This window comes from Zunongwangia sp. HRR-M8 (assembly GCF_027594405.1).
GTDB lineage: Bacteria > Bacteroidota > Bacteroidia > Flavobacteriales > Flavobacteriaceae > Zunongwangia.
In genome coordinates this window covers 729,703-756,439 of the sequence record NZ_CP115161.1, presented here as the reverse complement: position 1 = coordinate 756,439, position 26,737 = coordinate 729,703, and the positions used below count along the sequence as shown (strand labels likewise).

Here is a 26,737-nt window from a genome sequence, read left to right as displayed (position 1 = left end):
CAAAAAACCCCTCATCTTTTAGGGGATGAGGGGTCAAAGATAGTTTATCTGAATTACTTGTACATTACCTTTTTTACAGCTTTAACAACATCTTCACTATTTGGCAACCATTCCTTAAGAAGAACTGGAGAATATGGTGCCGGTGTATCGGCTGTGTTTATTTTAATGATTGGTGCATCAAGAAAATCGAAAGCTTGTTCCTGTACCTGATAAGTAATTTCAGTAGAAATATTTCCAAATGGCCATGCTTCCTCAAGAATTACTAAACGATTTGTTTTCTTTACAGATTCGATAATGGTAGCATGATCCATAGGACGAATAGTTCTAAGATCGATTACTTCCGCAGAAATTCCTTCTTTCTCTAATTCATCTGCCGCTTTATAAGCTTCTTTGATAATTTTACCAAAAGAAACGATAGTTACATCAGATCCTTCACGCTTAATATCGGCTTTTCCAATCTCGATTACGTACTCTTCTTCTGGCACTTCTCCTTTATCACCGTACATCTGCTCACTTTCCATAAAGATTACAGGATCATCATCTCTAATTGCCGATTTTAAAAGTCCTTTTGCATCGTAAGGATTAGAAGGAACAATTACTTTTAAACCAGGACAGTTAGCATACCAACTTTCAAAAGCCTGAGAGTGTGTTGCACCAAGCTGACCTGCTGAAGCTGTTGGCCCTCTAAAAACGATAGGACAATTAAATTGCCCACCACTCATTTGGCGAATCTTAGCGGCATTATTTATTATTTGATCGATTCCAACCAGGGAAAAGTTAAAGGTCATGAACTCAATAATAGGACGGTTACCATTCATGGCACTACCAATACCTATACCTGAGAATCCAAGCTCAGAAATTGGTGTATCTATTACTCTATCTGGCCCAAACTCATCCAACATTCCTTTAGAAGCTTTGTATGCACCGTTATATTCGGCTACTTCTTCACCCATTAAGTAAATGGACTCATCTTTGCGCATTTCTTCGCTCATAGCCTGTTGAACGGCTTCCCTAAATTGAATTGTCTTCATTATAGTTCTTAATATTAATATTTATGACTTTAGGAAAACAAAAATAGTAATTCAATAAAGTTTTTACCACATAAACCATTAAAAATTTAGATTTACGATCAACTTAATTTCATCAAAATTCTCACACCTTAAATATCACCAACAAAACCTATAATTTATTACTAAAACCTCAACTAATACCCTTTATTTTAAGCTTTAATTAAATTACAGGCTAATTTTTAGGAAAATTTTACTATGCATGCATAGTATTCCTGAATTTATTTATGTAACTTCGTAATCAATACGTTTAATATAAAGAACTAAAAATATGAAAATATTAGTGTGTATTAGCCACGTACCTGATACAACCTCAAAAATCAACTTTACCGATGGTGATAGTAAATTTGACACTAACGGAGTTCAGTTTGTTATAAATCCAAACGATGAATTTGGTTTAACCCGTGCCATGTGGTTTAAAGAAAAACAAGGCGCAAGTGTAGATGTTATAAATGTTGGCGGTGCAGAAACCGAACCTACCTTACGTAAAGCTCTTGCCATTGGCGCAGATTCTGCAATTAGAATAGATACTACTCCTACTGATGGATTTCAGGTAGCTAAAGAATTAGCCAAAGTAGCAGGTGAAGGAAATTACGATCTTATTATCTGCGGAAGAGAATCTATAGACTATAATGGCGGAATGGTTCCTGGAATGTTGGCAGGTTTACTTAAAGCTAACTTTATAAATACGTGTATTGCTCTTGAAGTTGAAGGTGATAAAGCCACAGCAACTCGAGAAATCGACGGAGGAAAGGAAACGCTAATCGCGAGCTTACCATTAGTTATTGGAGGACAAAAAGGTCTTGTTGAAGAAAGTGATCTTAAAATCCCTAATATGAGAGGAATCATGCAAGCGCGTAAAAAACCTCTTAATGTTATGGAGCCCGCAGGAGCTGAAACAGCCACTAAAGCAGTTAAATTTGAAAAACCTGCTCCAAAAGGATCGGTCAAAATGATAGATGCCGATAATCTAGACGAGTTAATCGATCTTCTTCACAATGAAGCTAAAGTTATTTAATTTCTTTTAGCAGATTTTCAAGAAGATTTTTAATCATTTCAAAATTAGAAAAATGTCAGTTTTAGTATATACAGAATCAGAAGACGGAAAATTTAAAAAAGGAGCGCTAGAAGTTGTTTCTTATGCAAAAGGTGTTGCCGATGCTATGGGAACCAGTTTAACTGCGATCTCTTTTAACACAGAAGACACCAGCGAATTAGGTAAATATGGTGTAGATAAAGTTTTGAACGTTAGTAACGATAAACTAAACAACTTTAATGCAAGCGCCTATGCCGATGCTATAAAACAAGCAGTGCAAAAAGAATCGTCAAAAGTGGTTGTATTAAGCCAATCTGCTAATGGCAAATACATTGCTCCTTTAGTGGCAGTGCAATTAGAAGCTGGATATGTATCAAATGTTACGGATTTACCAGAAAGCACTTCTCCATTTCAGGTAAAAAGGACAGCTTTTACGAATAAAGCTTTTAAATTTACAGAGATAACTACAGACATTAAAGTCTTAGGCTTATCCAAAAATGCATTCGGACTTAAGGAAAGTGAAGGTGCTGCATCAAGTGAAGCTTTTGAACCTCAATTTTCAGAAGAAGATTTTAAAATACAAGTGGAATCGGTAGATAAAGCCAAAGATAAAGTAACAATCGCCGATGCAGAAGTTGTTGTTTCTGGTGGTCGCGGACTTAAAGGTCCAGAAAATTGGGGAATGATAGAAGAAATGGCAGATATCCTTGGCGCTGCCACTGCCTGCTCTAAACCGGTTAGTGATATGGGCTGGAGGCCACATAGCGAACACGTGGGACAAACCGGTAAGCCTGTAGCGTCTAATCTTTATATCGCGGTTGGAATTTCTGGAGCAATACAACACCTAGCAGGAATTAACGCCGCTAAGACTAAAGTTGTGATTAACAACGATCCAGAAGCGCCTTTCTTTAAAGCTGCAGATTATGGAGTTGTGGGGGATGCTTTTGAAATTGTTCCTAAACTAAATGAAAAATTGAAAGAATTTAAAGAGAAAAACGCATAAATTTTATAACTTGCACCCCTTTAAAGGGCTGTCTAAATCCGGTAAAATGCCCTATTTAGACAGCCTTTTTTAATTTATGGAATATGAGTTTAGTGCGTCTGAATATCAAGGGAATATCATACAGTCAAACCCAGAATGGAGCGTATGCTCTTATATTAAATGAAGTTGGTGGGGATAGAAAATTACCTATAGTAATTGGTGCGTTCGAAGCCCAATCGATAGCCATTGCGCTGGAAAAAGAAATTAGGCCTCCAAGACCTTTAACCCACGATCTTTTCAAAAATTTCTCTGATCGTTTTGAAATTAACGTAAAGCAAGTCATCATTCACAAATTAGTAGACGGTGTTTTTTATTCAAGCCTAATTTGTGAACGCGATAAAATCGAAGAAATTATCGATGCTCGCACAAGCGATGCCATTGCATTGGCTTTAAGATTTGATGCTCCTATTTTTACCTATAAAAATATCCTTGAAAAAGCAGGTATTTTTCTTCAGGGTGAAGAGAAACAACATAGAGAAAAAGAGGAAGATCGTGAAGAAATTATTTCTGAAGAATTACTATCAGACGACATAGAAATTTCAAAAGAAGATAATAATTATAAGAAGTTATCCTTAAGCGAACTTGAAAGTTTATTATCACAGGCTGTACAAAACGAAGATTACGAAAAAGCTGCCAGTTTAAGAGATGAAATCTCTAAGAGACAATAACACCCCACTTAAAATATGAAGAGATTATTATGCTTTCTTTTTTTAATAATTTTGAGTTTTCAAGCATTGCAGGCTCAAAGTATTACGAAAAGCTGGAAGATCGAAACGAACGTAGATAGCCTTTCTAACGACATTTTTCAAAAGGGCAGCATTCTCACCATAAACAACGGAAGATTTAATTTCACCAAAGAAGAAGACACTATTTCTCGTGGTGATTATATGTTCCAAAACGATATTTTGGTATTCTTCTATACCCAACCCAAAAAGAACATGGTGAATTATAGAGTCACTAAACTATCAGACTCTTCCATGGTGCTTAAAAGTGGAAAAAAAGGAATTCAACTTATCGAACATCAGCAAGAAATTAATGAAATTATTCCTGCTGAAACTTCAAAAAAAATTATCGCCAATCAGGGAATTACAACTACAGGAATATTACGCGGTATATTAGGTATGTTTTCGCTGCTTTTGTTAGCATTTTTGTGTAGTAGTAATAGAAAAGCCATTAACTGGAAAACAGTTGGTATCGGCCTGGCAATGCAATTGTTGCTAGCTTACGGAGTTTTAAAAATTGGCTGGGTACAATCTACTTTTGAATTTGTAGGTAAAATTTTCGTAAAAATCCTAGAATTTACCGCTGCAGGAAGCGAATTTCTTTTAGGCGGACTTATGGATACCTCTAGTTTTGGTTATATATTTTTATTTCAGGTATTACCAACCATTATTTTCTTCTCCGCATTAACGTCTATTCTTTTTTACTACGGAATAATACAAATTGTTGTTAGAGGTTTTGCACTGGTACTTACCAAGCTTCTGGGAATCTCGGGAGCAGAAAGTTTAAACGTAGCAGGAAATATTTTCTTAGGGCAAACTGAAGCACCATTAATGATTAAGGCTTATTTAGAACGAATGACGCGTTCTGAAATCTTATTGGTAATGATTGGTGGTATGGCTACCGTTGCAGGTGGTGTTCTTGCCGCATACATTGGTTTTCTAGGTGGCGACGATCCCGTTGCACGACTGGAATTTGCTAAACATTTATTAGCAGCTTCAGTAATGGCAGCTCCAGGAGCGATTGTTATATCGAAGATTCTTTACCCTCAACAGGAAAAAGTAAATACAGATGTCGAAGTTTCTTCAGAAAAAATAGGCTCAAATGTTTTAGATGCGATTGCCATTGGTACTACTGAAGGTTTAAAACTAGCCGCAAATGTGGGGGCGATGTTATTAGTATTTGTAGGCTTAATTGCAATGATCAATTACGGATTTGCTAAAGTTGGTGAACTCACACACCTAAACGGATTTTTAGCTGAAAACACTCCATATCAAACCTTTTCTATTGAAGCCGTGTTGGGAACCATATTCGCTCCTTTGATGTGGCTTATTGGTGTTGCAAAGGAAGATATGATGTTAATGGGACAACTTTTAGGTATTAAACTGGCTGCAAGTGAATTTGTTGGATATATTCAGCTGGCAGAACTTAAAAATGCAGCTTCCGGTTTAAGTTTCACTTATCAAAAATCAATCATCATGGCGACTTATATGCTATGCGGATTTGCAAATTTTGCTTCGATTGGTATTCAGCTTGGCGGTATTGGTTCATTAGCACCGGGACAGCGTAAAAATTTGTCTGAATTCGGGATTAAAGCGGTAATTGGTGGAACTTTAGCTTCTTTACTTTCAGCAACTATTGCAGGAATGATTATTGGGTAGAAATTTAGCATGATCAAAGGAAAGATAAAAAGTCTTGGTGAAATTGTTATTAGAGTAAATAACATGGAAATTATGACTGAATTTTATCACAAAGCTATTGGTTTAGAACTTATTCGAAACTCAGAAAAATTCACCTTTTTCAAAATTGCAGAAGGGAATGCAGGGCATCATCAGACACTTGCATTATTTCACAATGAAAATGCAACAGCTTTCGGGGAAAAACTAAGTGACATAAATTCTAAAAATTCGTCATTACATCACTTTGCGCTTGAAATTGCAAAAGAAGATTATGATAATTTTTTATTGAAAATTGAAGAGCTAAATCTCGAATCTACTACTGAAGTTTTCCCGTGGATTAAATGGAAATCTGTTTTTATCAAAGACCCGGAAAATAATATTATCGAATTTGTGTGTTATGATGAAAACATTCAGGAATAATTAATCTGATCTAAGTCTAATACTTTTTATATTTCTGCTTTTAAACTTATTTCTCCTTTTGATGTTTCCCCTTCCTCACCTAAAACAATAAGAACATAATCATTTACGGGTAGTGCGATTTCTAGATCATCAGAATTTTCCGTTTTTAAATTAAGAACCGGCACGGCATTCTTTTTGTAAATATCAAACTCTTCTTTATTATAAATTTTCAACAATAAGGTATCTTCTAAATCGTAGTTTTTTAAATTCAGCTTATAGTTTTTAAATTCTTTTTCAGGGTAAGTATTTTTTAAATTAGTAGGTATATTGTTTATCAAAAAATAGTCATTTATCTTTTTTTGCCCTGGTGGCAGTTCATCAAATGGTATTAGTGTAAGGCTATTAGCCGTTTTATCAATAAATTCAACCTGATTTATCGTCAAAGGATTTATATCAGTGATCTCTTTGAAGTAAACAGCCATTCGCTTCCCGTTTTTGGTTGGCTCTTCCAAAATATGATCGATCCCAGCGTGTACCAGGATTTTAGCTTTTGGATCATTTTCTATAATCTCTGCAAGTTTTTTTGCTTGTCCTAATTCTCTATCTATCGCCTTATCGCTACTTTCATAAGCGGTAATTTTATATCCCAATTCTTTTGCTATCCTTATAAGATGTGCAAAATATGATTCCTGAATATAGTAGCCGGAACTCAATGTAGGATAAGGTCGGTCTTCATTAATCTTTGAAGCCTGAAAAGAACTACTCAAAGATTCAAGTGCCAGATAATTAAACCCGTTCTTTTTTAATTTCTTCAGTAATTGAATTGTAAATATTCGATGTTTTGGATACCAGTGATTTTCATTCACCATAACTACGTTGGTAGATTTCGATTCTTTTGCAATTTTATTCAAGGCAGAGGTATTATAATAAATCTTTGAGGTATCAATACTTGCTATATTTACTTTTTGTTTACTTATTCTCTTCTGTTCAAATACATTAATCAGGCTATCATACATTGTATTATTCTGCATAAAAGAATTGATGGTAGTCAAAAACTGGTATTGCATCCAGTCTTGCCCAAGGCTATCTTCAACTGGCGCATTTATTAGTTTTTCACTTGCTCGTAGATAATTAATATCTTTCCTTACGCTTTCGAAAACACTGGAATAGGTTAAAGCATTACTACTATCTATCTTAAATTGAAAACTTTTTAAAATTTCTTTTCCATCTTTAATAACACCTTCAATATTCATACTATCATCCCTTGTTAATAATAGATAAGCCCTTTTTTGATTATTAGCAGTTTGAAATAGTACCGAGTTCGTTACCGTATCTTTTATGGGAAATTCTAAATTATCTATATCTTTTTCATAATCCCTAAGAAATAAATATGCCGTATATCTGGGTGCGATCGTTATTTTGGAATACGAAAGAAGATCTTTCTTATTTAGAAAAGAGTATTTCTTCAGTAAATTTCGAAGTGAAATTTTATCAATTTGTTTTAAAGGAAGGAACTGCGTATCCCCAAAATACTGAACAGAAATCGCTGCTTCTTTATTTATAAGCTTAGCCCCATTAACATAGTTATATTCAGCTAAATGATGATAAGTACTACAGCTTGAAAGGATAAAAAAAATTAAAAGTATGAAGTAATAGTTGCGATGGCTCATGATTGATAAATTTATAGTAGCAATATACAACTAAATAATTAGTTAAAAAATCAGCGATAACAAATGCTTTCGTAATCTAGTATTACTGTAATCCAAATTCATTATTTTAGCGCCTTATTAGTTAGTTCATTTTTTGAAAAAAGGGCAGCAGAATTATGAAGCAATATCAAGACTTACTACAACATATTTTAGATAACGGTGCAGAAAAGGGCGATCGTACGGGTACCGGAACCAAAAGTGTTTTTGGTTACCAGATGCGCTTTGATCTTAGCGAAGGTTTCCCAATGGTAACCACAAAAAAAGTACATCTAAAATCGATAATTTACGAGCTGCTTTGGTTTCTAAAGGGCGACACAAATATTGAATATCTAAAAGAAAACGGCGTACGTATTTGGAACGAGTGGGCCGATGAAAATGGTGATTTAGGACCAATTTACGGCCATCAATGGAGAAATTGGAATGGTGAGGAAATCGATCAAATTTCAGAAATTATTGAAACTCTAAAGACAAATCCTAATAGTCGTAGAATGTTGGTTTCTGCATGGAATCCTTCAGTAATGCCAGATACCTCGGTTTCCTTTTCAGAAAATGTAGCCAATGGCAAAGCTGCGCTTCCACCCTGCCACGCATTTTTTCAGTTTTATGTAGCAGATGGAAAATTGAGTTGTCAACTTTACCAACGTAGTGCCGATGTATTTTTAGGCGTTCCGTTTAATATTGCTTCTTATGCGTTATTTACGATGATGATGGCTCAGGTTTGTGGTTACGAAGCTGGAGATTTTATTCATACTTTTGGAGACGTACACATTTATAGCAACCACATGGATCAGGTGAATTTGCAATTAAGTAGAGCGCCAAGAGATTTACCAAAAATGAAGATCAATCCAGAAATTAAAGATATTTTTGATTTTAAGTTTGAAGATTTTAAATTAGAGGGTTACGATCCGCATCCACCTATAAAAGGTAAAGTTGCGGTGTAAACTAATTCTAATTTAAAATTTTTATTATCATGAAAAGGTTATTGCTTATCGCAAGTTTTGTATTCGGAACTGTAGGAACAATTGCAGCTCAACAAACCTCTCCGGTTTGGCCAGGTTGTGAAAACAGTGAAGATGTAAAGGCTTGTTTTAATCAGAAGCTTAGTCAGCACGTAAAAGAAAATTATGAATATCCACAAAACGATGCCGGAGAATATGTTCGAGGAAAAGTAACCATCAAATTTGAAGTTGATGAAGAAGGCAAAGTAAATGTTTTGAATATCGAAGGGAATGAACCTTTAGTTAACGAAGCAGCGAAAAAAATGATTAAAAAAATGCCTAAAATGAAACCTGGAAAATTACAGGGCGAGGTGGATGCAAGAGAATTTACGGTCTCTTATAAATTCTAAAAAAATTATACTATAACTTATTACCTTCAGTTTTTATGAAAAAAATACTATTTATTGGTTGTTTGTTAGTAAGCTTGATGAGCTACGCGCAAGAAAATGTAAAAACCGAAGGTAATACTGTTACCGTAAAAGAAATCGCACCAGTATGGCCCGGTTGTGAGAATGAAGACAATAAGGACAATTGCTTTAATAGCAAATTCTTAAATCATGTAAAGACCACTTATAAATATCCGCGGAAAGATTCTGGAGATTTTATTCGTGGTAAGGCGACTATAAAAATGCATATTGATGAAAACGGTAATGCTAAGATCGACAAGATCGAAACTAAGGAGCCAAAAATTAAATCTGCTGTACAAAAAATGCTGGCTGAATTACCTAAAATGACTCCGGGTAAAAAGGCAGGAAAGCCTGTTTCTATAAAATATACGATCCCTTTGCAATTATAGATTATAGCCTAATTAACACAATACATCGGCTTTCTATCACTATTCCTTTTTTAACTTTGGATTAACGCTGGTGAAAACCGCTAGCTTCTAAAAAATTGTAAATTTGAGAGATACGCACTAACCGTATTTCTCTTTTATGCTTACACAGCCAGAATTATTAGATCTTTTTAAAAGCACACGAGCACAATCTGAACTTATTTGTTCTTTTTTAGAAATTGAAGATTACGTTGTGCAACCTATAGTAGATGTCTCACCACCCAAATGGCATCTTGGGCATACTACATGGTTTTTTGAAGAATTTGTTCTTAAACCTTATAAAAGCAATTACCTGCTTTTCGATGAACATTCTGCTTACGTTTTTAATAGTTATTACGAAAGCGTTGGTGAAAAAGTGATACGTACAGATCGCGGAAATCTTTCAAGACCTACCGTTGCCTGGGTCTATAAATATCGTAATTATGTTTCTAAAACGTTAAAACAATTTCTCGAATCTGCTGAGCTAAGCAAAGAAGTTCTTGAAGTTATCGAGATTGGTTGTCACCACGAAAAACAACATCAGGAATTACTCTATACCGATATAAAATATATTTTAGGTAACAATCCTTTGTTCCCTAAATACAACGATCAATTTCAAGAAAACCCGATTCAGGATTTTCCACAAGAATGGATTTCCGTAGAAAAGGGGAACTATGAGATTGGGCATAATAACAACGATTTTTGTTATGATAACGAACTTGGCCGTCACACCGTATATTTAAACGATTATCAAATTTCAAGCAAATTGGTAACCAATAACGAGTATATCGAATTTATCGCAGCCGGTGGTTATAAAGATGTTTTACTTTGGCATGCTGAAGGTTGGGATTGGGTAAATACCAATCAAATTTCAGCACCATCATACTGGCATAAAATCGATGGCCAATGGCATCAATTCACCTTGCAAGGTTTACAAAAATTAAATCCTGACGCTCCATTAAGCCATATTAGTTATTACGAAGCTTTTGCTTTTTCGCAATGGAAAGGCGTACGCCTACCAACCGAGCAGGAATGGGAAATTGCGAGCACAAAATTTGATTGGGGTTCACGCTGGGAATGGACAGAAAGTGCTTATTCCCCTTATCCCGGGTACAGTAAAGCTCCCGGCGCTTTAGGCGAATACAATGGGAAATTTATGGTGAATCAAAAAGTTTTACGTGGTGGCTCTGTAGCAACTTCAGAAAAGCATACCAGATCAACCTATCGCAACTTTTTTCATGCCCCTTTACGCTGGCAATTCACCGGAATTCGCCTTGCAAAATAACGATCAACTTACATTATGAAATCCACACCAACGACCACAACATACGCAACTGCTTTTGAAGAAGATGTTGCCAAAGGCTTAACCAGCTTTCCTAAATATCTGCTTTCAAAATATATTTATGATGAAAAAGGAGACAAGCTTTTTCAGCAAATCATGAATATGTCAGAGTATTATTTAACCAATTGTGAGCTCGGCATTCTTCAGCAACATACGGCAGCAATCGCCGATTCTTTCAACAGCAAAAAAGGTTTCGACCTTATAGAACTTGGCGCCGGCGACGGTAAAAAAACAAAGGTTTTACTAAAACATTTAGTCGGTAAAAATTATGATTTTAATTATTTACCGGTCGATATTAGTCAGCATGTTTTAGATGAATTAGAAGGAGCTTTAAAGACTGAAATTCCCGGTGTAAAAATTAAAACACAACAAGGAACTTACTTTAAAACCTTAGAGAAACTGGCCGATTATAATTCACGAAAAAAAGTGATCATGGTTTTGGGTTCTAACATTGGAAATCTTTTGCACGAAAAAGCGATCGATTTTTTAAAGAATATCTGCGAAGCGATGAGTGAAGAAGATATGCTATTTATGGGATTTGACCAGAAAAAAGATCCGCAAAAGATCCTGGATGCTTACAACGACCCCCATGGAATCACCGAAGCTTTTAATAAAAATCTTTTGGTGCGAATGAATAACGAATTGGAGGCCGACTTTAATACCGATGAATTTAAACACTGGGAAACCTACAATCCCGAAACAGGAACCGCTGCCAGCTACCTTGTTAGTAAAAAAGAACAACAGGTAAAAATCGACAAACTTAACCTAGATATTCATTTTGATGCCTGGGAAACGATTCATACCGAAATTTCACAAAAATATGATGACAATATTGTACAATGGCTAGCCGAAGAAGCTGGATTAGCAGTTACTGGAGAATTTAGCGATTCGGAAAACTGCTATAAAAATTATATCTTTAGAAGGAAAGATTTTTGAATTTGCTAATAAACAGCCATTTTATATGAAAAAGTTACTACTCCTTTTTTCGGCAATTCTTTTAAGTTTCGCGTTCATTCCCGTTCAGAATTATTCTGAAACATCAGAAAATAGAGCTATACAAGAGTTTATTCCGCAGGGAAAAATTAATTTTTCTGAGATAGAATCTGTCGAAAAATCTGCTATAAACAACGAAAATGAAACAAAACTGACGTTTGTTGATATCGAAGACGGTAATGTAATAAAATACCTTTCAGAAAAGACCAGAATAAAAAGTGACATAGCGTATAGTCAAAATGAGTACCTCAAGATCGTTAAACTGAAAGAAAGTTTTATTTACGATATAAAAAAGAATTCAAAAATTATCCAATTTCGATCAACTACAAAAGCGTATCCCGATTTTAGTCTAAACACGGAAGAAAACAAGGTTTCATTTGATCAGAAAACTTATGATTTTTCATCAAAAATGACGATCAATCATACTGAAAATGCTTTTGAAAGCACTTGGAGTGGTTTTGTTTATTCTAATGGAAAATCTAAAGTAGTTTTAGCAAAACTTGAGGATAATCGCATGGGAATTTTAATTCAGCAACCTAATAAAAAACCTCAGGTTTTTATCGAAAATGAACTAAAATAACAACATGAAATTTTCAACACTTTTCCTTCTATTATTTTTCTTTACGCAGGTAGCCACATCCCAAAGCGCCACTAAAGAAACCATGGATAATACTTATAAAGATAGTGTGGATATTCCCATAAAATACTGTTTGATTATACCGTCAGGGAAATTTTTATCGAAATATATCGATATCCAGATTGACTATGGCCAGGAACAGGCATTATTTAAAAATTCTTATATCAGGGATGAAGATGGAAATAAAAGAACATTCAATTCGGTTGTACATGCGTTAAATTATATGGAGAGTTTAGGATGGGAGCTAGTTAAAACATATAGCGAGCAAGAGACCGAAAATAATTTTAGAAGTTATTTTTTATTTAAGTCTGGCGGAGATGCAACACTCCCTATACACCTAGAACCAGCCAGATAAATTAAAAGTATAAAAGAATTATTTATGAAAGCCATTTGGAAAAATACGGTTATTGCTGAAAGCACTGAAACAAAAACAGTAGAAAGCAACCATTATTTCCCCATGGAAAGCATTAAAAAAGAATACTTCAAAAATAGCCAAAAGCAAACCCGTTGCCCTTGGAAAGGGTTAGCTTCCTATTTCAGCATAGAAATAGACGGTGAGAAAAACGAAGATGCCGCCTGGTATTATCCAAAAGCAAGTTACGCTGCCAAGCCTATCCAAAATCACGTCGCCTTTAAAAACGGAGTAGAGATTAAGGAGTGACAAAAAGTATATTGGAAACTTAGAATTTTGGTTTCTTAGATAGCATCTATCTTTTATAATTTTCTAAAGCCTTTACTAAAATATCCAATTCTCCTTCAGTATTAAAATAGTGGAAACTTACCCGCAGACCTTCACCGCGTTGAGAAACAATAATGTCCTTAGATCTCAAATACTGAAATAATTTATCGTCACCTTTAATATTGAAAATCGATGAATGATCGCCTCTTTTCGCAACGGTATGTTCCAACAAATCCATCTCAGTAAATACTTTTTTAGCCTGAACCTTAAGAATATTCACCTGGTCTTCTATCGTAGAAATTCCGATTTGTTTGATCATTTTCAATGCTTCCCCTAAACTCCCATAGTTTAAAGTGTCTTGATGACCTGGCTCAAATTTGCCTAAAAAATTGCCTTCGTGTGCTTTATATTTCCCCTGTAACGAACCAAAACCTAAATGCTTTGGCGAAACTTTACCCTCGATGTCTTGATTGAAAAGCATAAAACCATTTCCATATCCGGCATTTAACCATTTATAAGTACTGGAAATTAAAACATCTATTCCGGTAGCATCAAAATCGAAAGCTTCAGTTCCCAAATACTGTGTCCCGTCAGCAATAAAAATAACTTCAGGAAAGTCTTTTTTTAACTGAGTAAGAAAAGCAGTGCTTAGTTTAATTCCGTTGATATATTGCACAATGCTAAATGCGAAGAAATTGGGTTGTTCTTTCTTTAAAGCTTCAACAATATTTTCTTCTAAAAATTCATTAATCTCAGCATAACAAATGTCAAAATCCCTGGATTCTACCGCCCAATTGATCGATGGGTAATCATTTTTTAGCAATAAAACTTTTTTAGGTTTTTCAATACCTTCTAAAAGCGTATTAAAACCATATGAGAAATTAGGCACCAGCCCTACTCTATTTGGGGCACAACTAAAAGCCTCGCCAACTTTTTCACGAACGCTCGTTAAAAGTTTACTTTGTCCTTCTTTTAAAACACTTCCAGAAATTAAAAAATCGAGATCATGCTCTTGCCGAAATTCTAAAACTTTCTCGTTTAGCAAGCCTGAAGCTGCGGTGTTTAAGTAAGTATATCGCTCTAAAACAGGAAAGCCTTTTCTTAAATTACTCATAAGCCTTAAAGAATTCAGTTCTAAAAATGTAAATTTGTTAATAGCACTAAAGTACCTTTATTTATGTTCTCGAAAAAGAAAAACACTTCTAAAATGGACGCCGAACAGCGTGAGTTGTACGAAAACGCCCGAAAAAGAACTCTTCAGAAAAAAAGATTATTTCAGCATTTTATAGTATTTCTTAGTGTCTCTATTTTGGCTATAATTCTAAATGTGGTGATAGGTTTTAAAGAAGACCTGTTATTATTGGGCTATAATTGGTTTGTTTGGATTGTGCTTATTTGGGGATTTATTTTCTTAATTCATTTTTTTAATGTGTTTTTAGTGAACACATTTATGGGTAAAGAATGGCAGGCCAAACAAATAGAAAAACTGGTTGCTAAGCAAAAAGAAAAAATTGCTAAGCTTGGGCGACAGGTAGAACAGGATTATCCCCTGCCTGAAAAAAACTACAAACAAAATATTGGAGAAAATAGCACTGAAGAAAAGTTTAAACCCATTTCTCCAGATAATCCAAACCAACCAAACAACCACTAGTATATGATTACCATGATCGCGGCAGCAGCCGAAAATAATGCTCTAGGAAAAGAAAATGATCTCTTGTGGCGTCTGCCAGACGATTTTAAACGTTTTAAAGAGCTTACCAGTCACCACCCAATAATAATGGGGCGTAAAACATTTGAAAGTTTTGATGGTATGCTCCCAAATAGAACACATTTTGTAATTACCAGAAATGAAAATTACGATCCCGGTAAAGGTGTCTATGTCGTAAAAAGTTTATCACTGGCTTTAAAAATTGCTCAGGATCTGGATCCTAATCCTTTTATTATTGGAGGTGGGGAGATTTATAAAATGGGATTGGATAGAACTGATAAAATTGAACTTACCCGTGTTCATGAAAGCTTTGATGATGCCGATACTTTTTTTCCTGAAATTGATAAAAATGAATGGAAATTAATTGAGGAGGTTTTTCATGAAAAAGACGAGAAACACAAATACTCATTTAGTTACCTAACTTATGAGCGTAAATGAAACTTACCGACCACTTTTAAATATAATCGAGGAAAGAAACAACTTCAAAATCATTAATATCAGCTCGCTATCTGGTGGAGATATTAATGATGTTTTTTTCCTAAATACTACGGAAGAAGAGAAAGTAGTTAAAATTAACAGCAACACTAAATTCCCGGGAATGTTCGAAGCCGAAATGGCTGGAATGAAAGCTTTAAAAGCTGCCCAAGCCATTGACGTCCCAAAAATGATTGGTATTTATACTGAAAATGAACACTCCTGCCTTTTAATGGAATACCGAAAAACGGGCTCTAAATCTTCAAATTTCTGGTCGGTTTTTGGAAAGCAAATAGCCGATCTTCATAGAAATACACAACCAAAATTCGGTTTTTCTGAAGACAATTATATTGGTAGCTTACCTCAGCAAAATAAAGAGCATGAAAATATCGTCGATTTTTATATTGAGGAACGCTTAAATCCCCAATTCAAACTAGCTAAAGAGCAAGGATATAGTCTAGGTGATACCAACAAATTTTGTTCAGAATTATACAATATTATTCCGCAGGAAAAACCAGCTTTAATTCATGGCGATCTTTGGAACGGTAACTATCTGGTTAACACAGATGGTAATCCATGTCTTATAGATCCCGCTGTTGCTTATGCGCCAAGAGAAATGGATCTATCGATGATGAAGCTTTTCGGTGGATTTGATGCTGAATTATTCAATACTTATTCTGAAGAATTTCCTTTAGAAAAAGGCTTTGAAAATCGTATTTCTATTTGGCAACTTTACTATTTACTTGTTCATCTTAACTTATTTGGTACCGGCTACTTAGGTTCATGCAAAAACATTATAGAACGCTATACCTAATTTCACAATTCTTAACAGCAAACTGGCGGTTTTTAGCAGTTTCTTAGCGCCTTAGCGATTTTTGTAATCGTATCTTCATTAAAAATTAAAACTATGAGCACAGAGAATTTAGAATATAGTGAGGCAAGAAAGAAAATGAAATCTATGGTAGAAGATATTAAAACTGCCATGATGATTACAAATATTGGTTCTAAACCGGTAGATGCGATCCCAATGACCACTAAAAGAGTGGATACTGAGGGAAATATTTGGTTTCTAAGCGGTATGAATAGTGATCACAACGGGAATATTGCTAAAGATAGTGACGTACAACTTTTATATAGTGATCCAAAGGATTATGAATTTATAAGTATCTATGGACAGGCTTCTATAGTAACTGAAAAAGATATTCTGGAAGATCTTTACAGCAAAGTAGATGATACTTGGTTTAAAGGAGAGGACGATCCAAATTTAAGCGCACTTAAGATCGATCCAAAAGAAGCTTATTTTTGGGATACCAAATCCAATAAATATGTTTCACTATTTAAAATGGGTGTAGCTGCGGTTACAGGCGATCAAAAAGATATTGGAGAAAAAGGAAAATTAGATTTGTAATTAAAGATGTATTTGTCGAAGAAGGCCTCGCAACTATTTTTTGTTGTGAGGTCTTTTTTATTCTTGCTATTTTTGCCATAGATTCCTTATTTTTTCTTCGGAAGAAATGATAATATTATTTATAATTTCGAGTTTCGAAACTGCAATAACAGGATCGAGAAAGCTATTAAAGCCTTTTTGAAAGGACAAAATTTAGAAAATGAAAGCATACGTTTTTCCCGGACAGGGAGCACAGTTCTCAGGAATGGGAGCAGATCTTTATGAAAAATCTGCTGAAGCCAAAGAATTATTTGAAAGAGCAAATGAGATCCTGGGCTTCTCTATCACGGATATCATGTTTAGTGGATCTGCTGAAGATTTAAAACAAACTAAAGTTACTCAACCCGCAGTATTTTTGCATAGTGCTATTTTGAGTAAAGTTTTAGGAGCAGATTTTAAACCAGATATGGTTGCAGGGCATTCCCTTGGAGAGTTTTCTGCACTTGTGGCTAACAACACCTTAGAATTTGAAGACGCTTTAAAATTAGTTTCACAACGCGCAACGGCAATGCAAAAAGCATGCGAAATCACTCCATCTACAATGGCCGCAGTTTTAGGTCTAGAAGATGAGCTTGTAGAAGCTGTTTGTGCTGAAGTTGATGGTACCGTTGTTGCTGCAAATTATAACTGCCCAGGACAATTAGTAATTTCTGGTGAAATTACAGCTGTTGAAAAAGCTTGTGAAGAATTGAAAGCACGTGGTGCTAAACGTGCACTGCTTCTTCCGGTTGGAGGAGCTTTCCATTCACCACTTATGGAACCAGCAAGAAAAGAACTGGCAGCAGCTATAGAAGCTACAAATTTCAAAAATCCATCTTGCCCAATTTATCAAAATGTAAGTACTACTGCCGTTACAGATCCAGTTGAAATCCAGAAGAATTTAGTATTTCAATTAACTGCACCGGTTAAATGGACACAATCTGTACAAAACATGATGAAGGATGGCGCTAAAAGTTTTACTGAAGTTGGTCCAGGAAAAGTGCTACAGGGATTGGTTAAAAAAGTAGATCGCAAAATGGAAACTTCTTCTGCGACGATATAGTTATTAAAATGAGGAATAACCTAAGTATAAAAAAAGCCCATATTCAATGAATTTGGGCTTTTTTTATTTAGAATATTGTGGTGCTAATTAAATATAAAAATAGAATATGCTTTCTAAGCATTCACAAATTCGATCAATTCTTTAGTGATATATTTAATTTGCTCTTCATCCAACTCGGTATGCATTGGCAAGGAAATCACCTCTTTAACTAATTGATTGGTCACTTCAAAATCGGCTTCATTATAGCGCTCATCAGCATAAGCTTTTTGCTTATGAAGCGGAATTGGATAATACACACCGCAAGGAATTCCTTTTTCTAGGAAATGTTTTACCAAAGCATCTCGTTTTCCATTAGTGATTTTTAAAGTATACTGATGAAAAACATGAGTATCATCTTCTGCAACTCGAACAGGAACGATTATATTTTCCTGTCCTTTTAAAGCGGCATCATAAAGATCTGCTGCTTTTCTTCTGGCAGCATTATAAGCATCAAGTTTCGGCAATTTTGCTCTTAAAACAGCAGCTTGCAAACTATCTAATCTTGAGTTTACCCCAACAACATCATGGTGATAACGCTCGTACATACCATGATTCACCACACCACGAATGGTATGCGCTAATTCATCATCATTTGTAAAAATAGCTCCTCCATCGCCATAACAACCTAAATTTTTAGAAGGAAAAAACGAAGTAGCTCCAATATGACCGATTGTTCCGGTTTTATAAGAATTCCCAGTTTTATCGTGATAACTCGCACCAATCGCCTGTGCGTTATCTTCAATTACAAAAAGATTATGTGCCGCAGCAATATCCATAATCGCATCTAAATTTGCAGTTTGCCCAAACAAATGTACAGGCACAATCGCTTTAGTTTTTGGTGTAATTGCTTCTTTTATTTTTTCAGGATCGATGTTAAAGGTATCTGGCTCTACATCTACAAGAACCGGAGTTAAACCTAAAAGAGCGATAACTTCTACCGTTGCAGCAAAAGTAAAATCGGCGGTTATCACCTCGTCTCCCGGTTTTAAACCTAAGCCCATCATTGCGATCTGCAAGGCATCAGTCCCATTACCGCAAGGAATTACGTGTTTTGCCCCAAGATATTCTTCCAGTTCCTTCTGAAAATTCTGAACTTCAGGCCCGTTTATAAACGCAGTTGAGGAAATAACCTCATCAAAAGAAGAGTTAATTTGATTTTTTATTCCTTCGTATTGACCTTTAAGGTCAACCATCTGTATCTTTCTCATTTGTTTTTTCTTGTGAATTCAAAATTACGAAATATAGCAGCTATTGCCATACATTTTTATTGAAACCCCTACTTTTGTATTCTAAATTCGGTGTTTTGAGAGGTCTTTATAATTTACTTACTTATTTAACTAAACCAGCATTACCTATTCTTGCAAAATTCAATCCAAAACTTAAATTGTTTGTGGCCGGAAGAAAACAGGTTTTTAGCGAACTGGAGAAATTAGATTTCTCTAAAGATTGGGCTTGGTTTCATGCAGCATCATTAGGCGAATTTGAGCAGGCTGTCCCAATTATGGAAGCAATGAAGAACAACTATCCAGATTATAGAATTCTGGTAAGTTTTTATTCTCCATCTGGTTACGAAAACAAAAAAGAACATCCATTAGCCGATGCCATTGTTTATTTGCCCATCGACACTCCTAAGAATGCAAAACGCTTTGTATCGATGGTAAAACCAAAGCTTGCTTTTTTTATTAAATACGATATTTGGCCAAACTTTCTAAAGGAATTAAAAGAAAATGAAATTCGCACATTTTTAATTTCTGGAGCATTTAGAAAAGAACAGATCTATTTTAAGTCCTACGGAAGTCTCTTTAAAGAATCCCTAAAGGTATTTGAACACATATTTCTTCAGAATGAATCTTCAAAAAAGCTTTTAAAAACCATTAATATTGAAAACACTACGGTTAGCGGGGATACTCGTTTTGATCGTGTGGCGAGGCAGCTAGAATATAATAATCAACTTGATTTTGTAGCCCAATTTAAAGAAAATAAAACCTGTATCGTTGCCGGAAGCACCTGGCCAGAAGATGATGCGATTTTGTTAGATTATATAAATACGGCGCCTGAAAATGTAAAAATCATTATTGCCCCCCATGAGATTAAGCCAGAAAAAATTGAGCGACTAAAAGCTCAAATTGTAAAGAAAACAGTATTATTTTCAGAAAAAAAGGATACTGAAATTAACCAATTTCAAGTGCTTATTATGGACACCATTGGATTACTTACCAAAGTTTACAGCTACGCAGATATTGCTTATGTTGGTGGTGCTGCCGGTACTAGCGGTTTGCATAATATTTTAGAACCAGCAACATTTGGTATCCCGATAATTATCGGTAAAAACTTCGAAAAATTCCCAGAAGCCAGTCAACTTCAGAAACTAGCCGGATTATTTTCCGTTGCTTCCGCAGAAGAATTTAAAAATGTTACAACTAAACTTGTTGAAGATAAAACATTCCGAGAAAAAACAGGAATGATAAGTGGGCACTTTATAAATAGCAATACCGGGGCTACTTCTGCTGTTATTTCCTATTTAAAAAAACATAACTCCTGAATTTAGTCGTTTTTAACATTTGTTACTAAAATTGATTAAAAATATATCCTCTGGATAGTATTAATCGTAATTTCGATCTATAAAAGAATATTTAGATATGAAACGATTAATTGTAGTAGGCGGATTTTTAGCTATAACATTGGGTTCATTTTGGTCTTGCCGTGAAGAACCTCAAAAAACTGTCGTAAAGGAAAAACAAGTTGAGAAGCAAGAGAATGAAGGAATTCTAGAGCGTACAGCAAAAAAAGTAGATAAAAAAGTTAACAAAGAAATAGATGAAGAAATTGATAAGATTGGCGATGATAATTAAAGTGTATTAAGAAATTTTCAGATAAAAGGAAAGATTTAGAAAATTCTTAATAAAATTTTAGAATAATTTTTTATCCGTCTGTCTTTCTACACCTTACATTTATCCTAACCAAAAAAACTAATTTTTATGAAGCGTTACTTTTTAATTTTAGCTTCATTCCTTACTATTTCTCTTACGATGAATTCTTGTAGAGAGACTGCGAATGAAGATACGGATGATACTGAAGTAGATGACGGTATGATAGAAGATAAGTCAGATGACTATGACGACATGAATGATGATGATAACGGTGTTAAAGAAGATTTAGAGCAAGCTGCAGATGACACAGGAGATGCCATAGAGAATGCGGCTAATGAAACTGGGGATGCCATTGAAAATGCGGCTAATGAAACCGGAAATGCTATCGATGAAGCAGCAAACGAGACAGAAAATGCTGTAAATGATGCTGCCGATGAAATTGATGGATCTGACGATTATTAACAAAGACAAAAACAAAATTATGAAAAGAGGTTTAATTATTTTAACGGCATTGGTTACCACGCTAATTTTGACATCATGCCGAGAAGATAAATCGGGTGTAGAAAAAGCAGCCGATAGTGTTGAAGATGCGGCTGATGACGTTGGCGATGCAGTAGAGGATGCGGTTGATTAACACTGAGCAAAACTAACCATCAAAAATTAAAAAAGGCGGTCTAAAAATTATTTTAGACCGCCTTTTTTATTAATTCTATTTTAAAAATACTAGCTAAGTTTTTTCAATAGATATTCCGCTACCAATTCAGAAGAAGCGGGATTTTGTCCTGTAATTAAAAGTCCATCTTCCACAGCATAGGCTTGCCAATCTTCTTTTTTAGAATAAATTCCTCCTTTTTCTTTAAGCATATCTTCTACCAAGAAAGGAACAACATTAGTAAGCTGCACACCTTCTTCCTCGCCATTGGTAAAACCAGTTACCTTTTTACCTTTTACTAATGCTTCACCTTCAGTATTTTTCACATGCTTAAGTACTCCAGGTGCATGACATACGGCTGCAACAGGCTTAGCGTTATTGTAAAAGCTTTCTATTAGGGCAATAGAATATTTATCTTCTGCCAGATCCCATAATGGTCCATGACCTCCTGGATAGAATACTGCATCATAATCCTCTTCTCTTACATCCTCTAATTTTAAGGTATTCGCTAGCTGATGCTGCGCTTCTTTATCCTCATCAAAACGTTTTGTGGAAGCGGTCTGAAAGTCTGGTTCATAACTTTTAGGATCGATTGGTGGTTGTCCTCCTTTTGGTGAGGCTAAAGTAATTTCAAAGCCTTGATCTTTTAAGATATAATATGGTGAAGCAAATTCTTCAATCCAAAAACCAGTTTTTTCTCCAGTATCTCCTAAATCTTCATGACTGGTTAAAACAAACACTACTTTTTTCATAACATTTTCAATTTTATATTTCTTAATAATGCAAACTTCATTAAGCCAGCACTAACAGAAAATGATTTATAATTTCAGTTGTAATTTTATTACATCGCAAAATTACCCTGAATACTAATCGCAAAAATTGATCTATGGTAAGAAATCAGAATGTGCTCACTTCCTTACGGATTCGGCTTAAACTTTCTGTAGTAATTCCCAGATAAGAAGCGATATGATAGTTTTTAACGCTTTGCTCGATATTTGGATACGCTTTAATAAAAGCGAGATAACGTTCTTTTGCTGGCAGTGATAACCCGGCTAAAATTCGTTTTTGAAAACTTGCAAAAGCTCTTTCCATTTTTCTTCGGAAAAAAGATTCTAGTCTCGGGACTTCTAAAAATAACTGTTCCATACTAGACTTCGAGATTCGATATAATTCAGCATCTTGTAAACATTCGATATGCATCAATGATTTAGAAGCACTAAAAAAAGCAGTATAATCACTTATCCACCAGTCGTGAATGGCAAACTGCAGCGTATATTCTTTCCCAGACTGATCTATAAAATACGTTCTTAAGCATCCAGACTGTACGTAATATTGGTAGTTCACAGTTTCCTCTGCTGTTAATAGCAGTTCACCTTTTTGCAACTCTACCCGATGTACATGTTCTTGTAGAATGTCAAGATCTTCATTTGAAAAAGACACCTGCTTAAATATCTGGGATAGGATATAATTTTCGATAATTTAATCTATTATTACGAAGCAGCTTCGTTTCTATACGATTTAAATTGTTGAAGCTCTCTTTTTAGTTCTTCCATCGATTGTTGCAGTTGCTGAAATAATCCATTTTCTGAAGGATTATCAAGGTTAAAAGTAAGTTTACTATTTACCTGCCATAACTCCTGAATATCACCTAATTTCACTTCTATAGGCAAATATTCTTCATTTAAAGAAATCAATAAGAGTTTAGAAGGATCTGGAAGCCGCTGAATTTTCTTGATTAAAACGGAATCGTACATCACTACCACGTAAACCCGATTATTATTAACCTCGTCCATCCCGCCAACACCTTTGGCCATTACCCACTCCCCTGGTCTATAATTAGGTAACATACTATCACCTTCTACCTGAAAACCGCGGTAACTAGCGTTTCTAAATTCTGGTAAGGGAATATCGAAAGCCGGTAATTGCGTGTACCATTCTACATCCTGCACGTTATGAGGATAACCTGCAGCCGCCTTTTGATTAACCATAACAATATTCTCATTATCTCCAACCCGATCTACTGTCACAACCTTTGGACTAACATCTCCTTTTGAAATTTTTAAATACTTTTGGCCGCTATCTCCAAAAAGCCAAAGGGGATTTATACCAAACTGTCTTAAAAGCTCTGCCACAACCCTCCCAGATAGTTTAGTTCTGCCCCGTTCGATATCTGCTGTAGAGTTTTTAATTCCTAAAACTTCAGCAAATTCTGCCTGGGTAAAATTGTTTTCTTCTCTTACTTCTTTAAAATGCTTAATTTCGATGGATGGTACGGCCATAAGTTCAGTATTAGGAATTATTCCATGCAATATGATGATTCTCTGGATTAATTCCAATTTTTAAAACAAATATTTTGATGAAGAAAACAATGTTTATTTTAATTTGCTTGATTTTTAACTTTAGCTTTTCTCAAAACTTACCAGAAGGATTTGTTTACTTATCTGAAGTTATTCCAGACATTGAAAGTGAACTTAGATACTTAGAGAACCATAATTTTACCGGAAGACCAGTACCCGGCTACGAGAGCAATAAAATAATTTTAAGCACTCCAGCTGCCAAAGCTTTAGAAAAAGTACAGCAGGAACTTGAAAATGACGGATATTGTTTAAAAATATTTGATGCATATCGCCCGCAACGTGCAGTTGATAGTTTTATAGCTTGGTCTAAAAAAGCAGAGGATACTTTAACTAAATCTGAATTTTACCCTAATAAACGAAAAATGAATTTATTTAGTTTGGGATATATCGCTACAAAATCTGGTCATTCTAGGGGTAGTACAGTAGATTTAACTATTATAGATGCAAACACACTTGAAGAAATAGATATGGGCGGCAAATTTGACTTTTTCGGGGAGCGCTCTCATCACAATTTTGAGGATCTCAATAAAAATCAACGTCAAAATCGAGAATATCTCAAATCTATAATGTCTAAATATGGATTTCGACATTATAGCGAAGAGTGGTGGCACTATACCCTTAGAAATGAGCCTTTTCCAGAAACATATTTTAATTTTACAATCAAATAAAATTTAACAAAATATTCAATTAAACAACCTTAATTTAACTTTAAATTCGATATTTTTTGTAAATATTTAAACTTTAATTAAAGTATTTTTGAGAAAAACCTACCAATAATGCAGAAAGTTAAATCACTTGGACTTCGAAAGAGATTGAAACAATTGAAAGAGAAATATGATTTTAATAATCTAGATCTTCAGATTCTCAAAAAAGTACAGAATTATCAAATAAAAAGTATTTGCTGCACTACAGATGGTGGATTTGATAAGAATACAGGAGAATTTTACACAGAGGAAAGAACTTTAAATTTCAAAATAAAGATCGTATATCAAAGAACTCCTAACTCAACACTGGAAACCGTACTTCTTAAAGCTGAAGAAGCAGATCATGAACATCTTTTTAGATTTCCCGAAGATGATATAAAACTAAACAAAGCTGTATAACTAATTCACAAATAAGACCATATTTTTTTAGATTTAATTTAAATAACATCTTAATTATTTAAGTAATACATATTTTTCCTATTTTTCAGTGGATACTTGTTACCAAAGAAATGGAAAATGAAAATGTTAGGCATGAGCTGTTAAGTAGTTTTAAATTTCAGGATAAAACTTCAGAAAAAATTCTTGACGAATTAACTCAAATGGCTTCCGCTATTTGCGATACCCCTATTTCATTAATTAGCCTTGTTGGTAAAGAAAAGCAGTTCTTTAAATCTAAAATTGGACTCGATATTAAGGAAACTCCTATAGAAAACTCATTTTGCAGATATGCCATTAATAACCCGCAGGAAGTTTTAATTGTAGAAAATCCTCTTGAGGATATTCGTTTTAAAGATAATCCATTAGTAGTAGGAAAACCTCATATAAGATTTTATGCCGGCGCACCTCTTATTACCGGTAGCGGGGTTGCTTTAGGCACATTATGCGTGATCGATAATAAAAAACGTAAATTAACTTCAACTCAAATTGAGGCGCTTCAAATTTTAAGTAATCAAACGATAGATTATTTAGAACATAAAAAAGAGCATATAAATCAAACCGATTTATTGAGAAAAAGCATAAATAAATTCAATAAATTAAGTAATCACTCTCTAGATGCTTTATTTCAGTTAGAAGTAAATGAAGATAAAAACGTTCAGTTTACTTATATAAATGCGACTTTAAAAAAGCTCTTACCCCAGCTAAGCCCAGAAGAATTTAAAAAAAATCCATTTAAGGCCTTACCATTTGTACATCCAGACGATCGACTAAAAGTAGAGAACACTTTTGTTGAAGCTATAAAAAATAAAAAAGAATTAGATGTTACCTACCGAGTTAGCAAGCCTAATGGCGACTATGCATGGCATCAATCTCGTGCATTTCCAGACAACCAGGCAGGAAAACGAACAGTTTGGTACGGAAGTTTTAGGGACATAACCGATAAAAAGAATTATATAGATTTACTTGAACAAATTATTTTTGACATCTCACATATAATGAGAAGACCTATCGCCAATATGCTTGGGTTGATTCATTTACTGGAAGTATCATCCACTGAGGAAGACATGCTAAATAATAAAGAAATTATTAAATATATAAAAGTTGTTTCCGAAGAGATTGATGTAGAGATAAAAGGTCTAAACGAAAATTATCAAAAAATAAAGAAAAGCTTCAGCAAACTATATTAAAAAAAAATGCCCTAATATCTTAGGGCACTTTTCAAAACTAATCTTAAAGAAATAACGAAATATTTAATTTTTCACAACTCCGAAATGAGGTTCGAAACTGTCGCTACTAGACCAACTCAATTTTCCGTTGTAGTATATCTTATCTTGAATTATGTATCGATCACCTTTTAAGAACTCACTTTTAATGGTATCTATATCTCTCTCATTCCACTGTACTAAAGTAAGTGGTTCTTCTTCGTCAGAATAGTTCTGTACGATTCTCATTCTATATTCATCTCCAGATTTAAAAACAACAAAACTTCTAGGTAGATCGCTTGTTTCATCATAAACTTCCTGCGCTTTACCATTCTCCACATAATAAAGTTTTATTTCGTCTGAATTGATACTATTAGGATGGCTAGGATCTAAAAGATTTTCTCCACGTTGATTCTCAACTGTAATCTCGACTGCTACATCCAAATTAAAAGTATCTGCACCTGGTCTTTCCTGACTACATCCTATTGTTAAAAAAGCTATTAAAAGTCCTAAAAGTATTTTTGATCTCATGCTGTTCTTAAGATTTGTTACCTATTATTTCGTATGGTAAAATTAAAAAATAATAGACACGAAAAACATTTTAAACTCGATGAAAAGCACCTAGAGAATGAAATTACATAATTTTAACTATATTTTGTAAGCTAATTCTTACAATACAGAGTAAATAGATG

The 26,737-nt window shown here is 34.5% G+C and carries 33 protein-coding genes; 25 read left to right on the top strand and 8 right to left on the bottom strand.

The features are described from left to right. Positions 1 to 53: 53 nt before the first annotated feature. Entirely contained in the window at positions 54 to 1,031 is a 978-nt protein-coding gene (locus tag PBT89_RS03350) for a pyruvate dehydrogenase complex E1 component subunit beta (RefSeq protein ID WP_270063388.1), read from the bottom strand. Between the two features lie 307 nt (positions 1,032 to 1,338). Here PBT89_RS03350 and PBT89_RS03345 point away from each other — a divergent pair, with 307 nt between their 5' ends. From PBT89_RS03345 to PBT89_RS03325, 5 genes are all read left to right on the top strand, one after another. Beyond that, on the top strand, positions 1,339 to 2,085 hold the full coding sequence (locus tag PBT89_RS03345) for an electron transfer flavoprotein subunit beta/FixA family protein (RefSeq protein WP_270059115.1): 747 nt from the start codon (positions 1,339 to 1,341) through the stop codon (positions 2,083 to 2,085). A gap of 52 nt (positions 2,086 to 2,137) precedes the next feature. Continuing rightward, on the top strand, positions 2,138 to 3,106 hold the full coding sequence (locus PBT89_RS03340; protein ID WP_270063387.1) for an electron transfer flavoprotein subunit alpha/FixB family protein: 969 nt from the start codon (positions 2,138 to 2,140) through the stop codon (positions 3,104 to 3,106). Between the two features lie 83 nt (positions 3,107 to 3,189). Beyond that, complete coding sequence (locus PBT89_RS03335) at positions 3,190 to 3,813, top strand: bifunctional nuclease family protein (protein WP_270059117.1); 624 nt, start codon at positions 3,190 to 3,192, stop codon at positions 3,811 to 3,813. Positions 3,814 to 3,828: 15 nt separating this feature from the next. Beyond that, a complete protein-coding gene (locus tag PBT89_RS03330) occupies positions 3,829 to 5,526 on the top strand; it encodes a NupC/NupG family nucleoside CNT transporter (protein ID WP_270063386.1) in 1,698 nt (565 codons plus the stop codon). A 9-nt stretch (positions 5,527 to 5,535) separates the two neighbouring features. After that, positions 5,536 to 5,964, top strand: a complete 429-nt coding sequence (locus tag PBT89_RS03325) for a VOC family protein (protein WP_270063385.1) — start codon at positions 5,536 to 5,538, stop codon at positions 5,962 to 5,964. A 26-nt stretch (positions 5,965 to 5,990) separates the two neighbouring features. Here the strand turns inward: PBT89_RS03325 and PBT89_RS03320 are convergent, their stop codons facing one another. Then, a complete protein-coding gene (locus PBT89_RS03320; protein WP_270063384.1) occupies positions 5,991 to 7,613 on the bottom strand; it encodes a hypothetical protein in 1,623 nt (540 codons plus the stop codon). A 155-nt stretch (positions 7,614 to 7,768) separates the two neighbouring features. Between PBT89_RS03320 and PBT89_RS03315 the strand changes: the two genes are divergently transcribed. The 8 genes from PBT89_RS03315 (at position 7,769) to PBT89_RS03280 (ending at position 13,094) form a co-directional block, all read left to right on the top strand. Continuing rightward, entirely contained in the window at positions 7,769 to 8,593 is an 825-nt protein-coding gene (locus tag PBT89_RS03315) for a thymidylate synthase (protein ID WP_270059121.1), read from the top strand. Positions 8,594 to 8,622: 29 nt separating this feature from the next. Then, complete coding sequence (locus PBT89_RS03310) at positions 8,623 to 9,000, top strand: TonB family protein (protein WP_270063383.1); 378 nt, start codon at positions 8,623 to 8,625, stop codon at positions 8,998 to 9,000. A gap of 35 nt (positions 9,001 to 9,035) precedes the next feature. Further along, positions 9,036 to 9,446, top strand: coding sequence for an energy transducer TonB (locus PBT89_RS03305; RefSeq protein ID WP_270063382.1), 411 nt, complete (start codon positions 9,036 to 9,038; stop codon positions 9,444 to 9,446). 136 nt (positions 9,447 to 9,582) lie between these two features. After that, positions 9,583 to 10,746, top strand: a complete 1,164-nt coding sequence (gene egtB, locus PBT89_RS03300; RefSeq protein ID WP_270063381.1) for an ergothioneine biosynthesis protein EgtB — start codon at positions 9,583 to 9,585, stop codon at positions 10,744 to 10,746. A 15-nt stretch (positions 10,747 to 10,761) separates the two neighbouring features. After that, positions 10,762 to 11,739 (top strand): L-histidine N(alpha)-methyltransferase, encoded by a 978-nt coding sequence (locus PBT89_RS03295; protein WP_270063380.1) that lies wholly within the window; start codon positions 10,762 to 10,764, stop codon positions 11,737 to 11,739. Positions 11,740 to 11,764: 25 nt separating this feature from the next. Then, positions 11,765 to 12,376, top strand: a complete 612-nt coding sequence (locus PBT89_RS03290) for a hypothetical protein (protein WP_270063379.1) — start codon at positions 11,765 to 11,767, stop codon at positions 12,374 to 12,376. Positions 12,377 to 12,380: 4 nt separating this feature from the next. Next, positions 12,381 to 12,788: a hypothetical protein gene (locus PBT89_RS03285; protein WP_270063378.1), complete on the top strand. Its 408-nt coding sequence runs from the start codon at positions 12,381 to 12,383 to the stop codon at positions 12,786 to 12,788. 24 nt (positions 12,789 to 12,812) lie between these two features. Further along, a complete protein-coding gene (locus PBT89_RS03280; protein WP_270059128.1) occupies positions 12,813 to 13,094 on the top strand; it encodes a DUF427 domain-containing protein in 282 nt (93 codons plus the stop codon). A gap of 46 nt (positions 13,095 to 13,140) precedes the next feature. Here PBT89_RS03280 and PBT89_RS03275 read toward each other — a convergent pair whose 3' ends face one another. Next, entirely contained in the window at positions 13,141 to 14,226 is a 1,086-nt protein-coding gene (locus PBT89_RS03275) for an aminotransferase class V-fold PLP-dependent enzyme (protein WP_270063377.1), read from the bottom strand. Positions 14,227 to 14,319: 93 nt separating this feature from the next. Between PBT89_RS03275 and PBT89_RS03270 the strand changes: the two genes are divergently transcribed. The 5 genes from PBT89_RS03270 to fabD all read left to right on the top strand — a co-directional run bounded on the left by PBT89_RS03270 (position 14,320) and on the right by fabD (position 17,783). Next, positions 14,320 to 14,763 (top strand): 2TM domain-containing protein, encoded by a 444-nt coding sequence (locus PBT89_RS03270; protein WP_270063376.1) that lies wholly within the window; start codon positions 14,320 to 14,322, stop codon positions 14,761 to 14,763. Between the two features lie 3 nt (positions 14,764 to 14,766). After that, a complete protein-coding gene (locus PBT89_RS03265; protein ID WP_270063375.1) occupies positions 14,767 to 15,258 on the top strand; it encodes a dihydrofolate reductase in 492 nt (163 codons plus the stop codon). Continuing rightward, positions 15,245 to 16,108, top strand: coding sequence for a fructosamine kinase family protein (locus tag PBT89_RS03260; protein ID WP_270063374.1), 864 nt, complete (start codon positions 15,245 to 15,247; stop codon positions 16,106 to 16,108). Before PBT89_RS03265 ends, PBT89_RS03260 begins: the two co-directional genes overlap by 14 nt. Before the next feature lie 93 nt (positions 16,109 to 16,201). Further along, on the top strand, positions 16,202 to 16,702 hold the full coding sequence (locus PBT89_RS03255; protein WP_270063373.1) for a pyridoxamine 5'-phosphate oxidase family protein: 501 nt from the start codon (positions 16,202 to 16,204) through the stop codon (positions 16,700 to 16,702). A gap of 199 nt (positions 16,703 to 16,901) precedes the next feature. Beyond that, positions 16,902 to 17,783, top strand: a complete 882-nt coding sequence (gene fabD, locus PBT89_RS03250; RefSeq protein ID WP_270063372.1) for an ACP S-malonyltransferase — start codon at positions 16,902 to 16,904, stop codon at positions 17,781 to 17,783. Between the two features lie 113 nt (positions 17,784 to 17,896). Here the strand turns inward: fabD and PBT89_RS03245 are convergent, their stop codons facing one another. Continuing rightward, positions 17,897 to 19,030, bottom strand: a complete 1,134-nt coding sequence (locus tag PBT89_RS03245; RefSeq protein ID WP_270063371.1) for a DegT/DnrJ/EryC1/StrS family aminotransferase — start codon at positions 19,028 to 19,030, stop codon at positions 17,897 to 17,899. A gap of 74 nt (positions 19,031 to 19,104) precedes the next feature. On the opposite strand from PBT89_RS03245, the gene PBT89_RS03240 reads away from it, so the two are divergent. The 4 genes from PBT89_RS03240 (at position 19,105) to PBT89_RS03225 (ending at position 21,326) form a co-directional block, all read left to right on the top strand. Continuing rightward, entirely contained in the window at positions 19,105 to 20,364 is a 1,260-nt protein-coding gene (locus PBT89_RS03240; RefSeq protein WP_333474145.1) for a 3-deoxy-D-manno-octulosonic acid transferase, read from the top strand. 97 nt (positions 20,365 to 20,461) lie between these two features. After that, positions 20,462 to 20,674 carry a hypothetical protein gene (locus PBT89_RS03235; protein ID WP_270063370.1) on the top strand — a complete coding sequence of 71 codons (213 nt, stop codon included), beginning with the start codon at positions 20,462 to 20,464 and terminating at the stop codon, positions 20,672 to 20,674. A gap of 126 nt (positions 20,675 to 20,800) precedes the next feature. Then, on the top strand, positions 20,801 to 21,154 hold the full coding sequence (locus tag PBT89_RS03230) for a hypothetical protein (RefSeq protein WP_270063369.1): 354 nt from the start codon (positions 20,801 to 20,803) through the stop codon (positions 21,152 to 21,154). A 19-nt stretch (positions 21,155 to 21,173) separates the two neighbouring features. Further along, positions 21,174 to 21,326, top strand: coding sequence for a hypothetical protein (locus PBT89_RS03225; RefSeq protein ID WP_270063368.1), 153 nt, complete (start codon positions 21,174 to 21,176; stop codon positions 21,324 to 21,326). An 89-nt stretch (positions 21,327 to 21,415) separates the two neighbouring features. On the opposite strand, the gene PBT89_RS03220 is transcribed toward PBT89_RS03225, so the two are convergent. The 3 genes from PBT89_RS03220 to PBT89_RS03210 form a co-directional block, all read right to left on the bottom strand. Beyond that, positions 21,416 to 22,096, bottom strand: coding sequence for a type 1 glutamine amidotransferase domain-containing protein (locus PBT89_RS03220; RefSeq protein ID WP_270063367.1), 681 nt, complete (start codon positions 22,094 to 22,096; stop codon positions 21,416 to 21,418). A 145-nt stretch (positions 22,097 to 22,241) separates the two neighbouring features. Continuing rightward, positions 22,242 to 22,784 (bottom strand): Crp/Fnr family transcriptional regulator, encoded by a 543-nt coding sequence (locus tag PBT89_RS03215; RefSeq protein WP_270063366.1) that lies wholly within the window; start codon positions 22,782 to 22,784, stop codon positions 22,242 to 22,244. Positions 22,785 to 22,834: 50 nt separating this feature from the next. Next, complete coding sequence (locus PBT89_RS03210) at positions 22,835 to 23,623, bottom strand: XRE family transcriptional regulator (protein WP_270061475.1); 789 nt, start codon at positions 23,621 to 23,623, stop codon at positions 22,835 to 22,837. Positions 23,624 to 23,700: 77 nt separating this feature from the next. Between PBT89_RS03210 and PBT89_RS03205 the strand changes: the two genes are divergently transcribed. The 3 genes from PBT89_RS03205 to PBT89_RS03195 all read left to right on the top strand — a co-directional run bounded on the left by PBT89_RS03205 (position 23,701) and on the right by PBT89_RS03195 (position 26,030). Continuing rightward, positions 23,701 to 24,369, top strand: coding sequence for a M15 family metallopeptidase (locus tag PBT89_RS03205; protein ID WP_270063365.1), 669 nt, complete (start codon positions 23,701 to 23,703; stop codon positions 24,367 to 24,369). A gap of 108 nt (positions 24,370 to 24,477) precedes the next feature. Further along, on the top strand, positions 24,478 to 24,804 hold the full coding sequence (locus tag PBT89_RS03200) for a hypothetical protein (RefSeq protein ID WP_270063364.1): 327 nt from the start codon (positions 24,478 to 24,480) through the stop codon (positions 24,802 to 24,804). A 110-nt stretch (positions 24,805 to 24,914) separates the two neighbouring features. Continuing rightward, positions 24,915 to 26,030 carry a PAS domain-containing protein gene (locus PBT89_RS03195; protein WP_270063363.1) on the top strand — a complete coding sequence of 372 codons (1,116 nt, stop codon included), beginning with the start codon at positions 24,915 to 24,917 and terminating at the stop codon, positions 26,028 to 26,030. Positions 26,031 to 26,093: 63 nt separating this feature from the next. On the opposite strand, the gene PBT89_RS03190 is transcribed toward PBT89_RS03195, so the two are convergent. Then, positions 26,094 to 26,576, bottom strand: a complete 483-nt coding sequence (locus tag PBT89_RS03190; RefSeq protein WP_270063362.1) for a hypothetical protein — start codon at positions 26,574 to 26,576, stop codon at positions 26,094 to 26,096. Between the last annotated feature and the right edge of the window lie 161 nt (positions 26,577 to 26,737).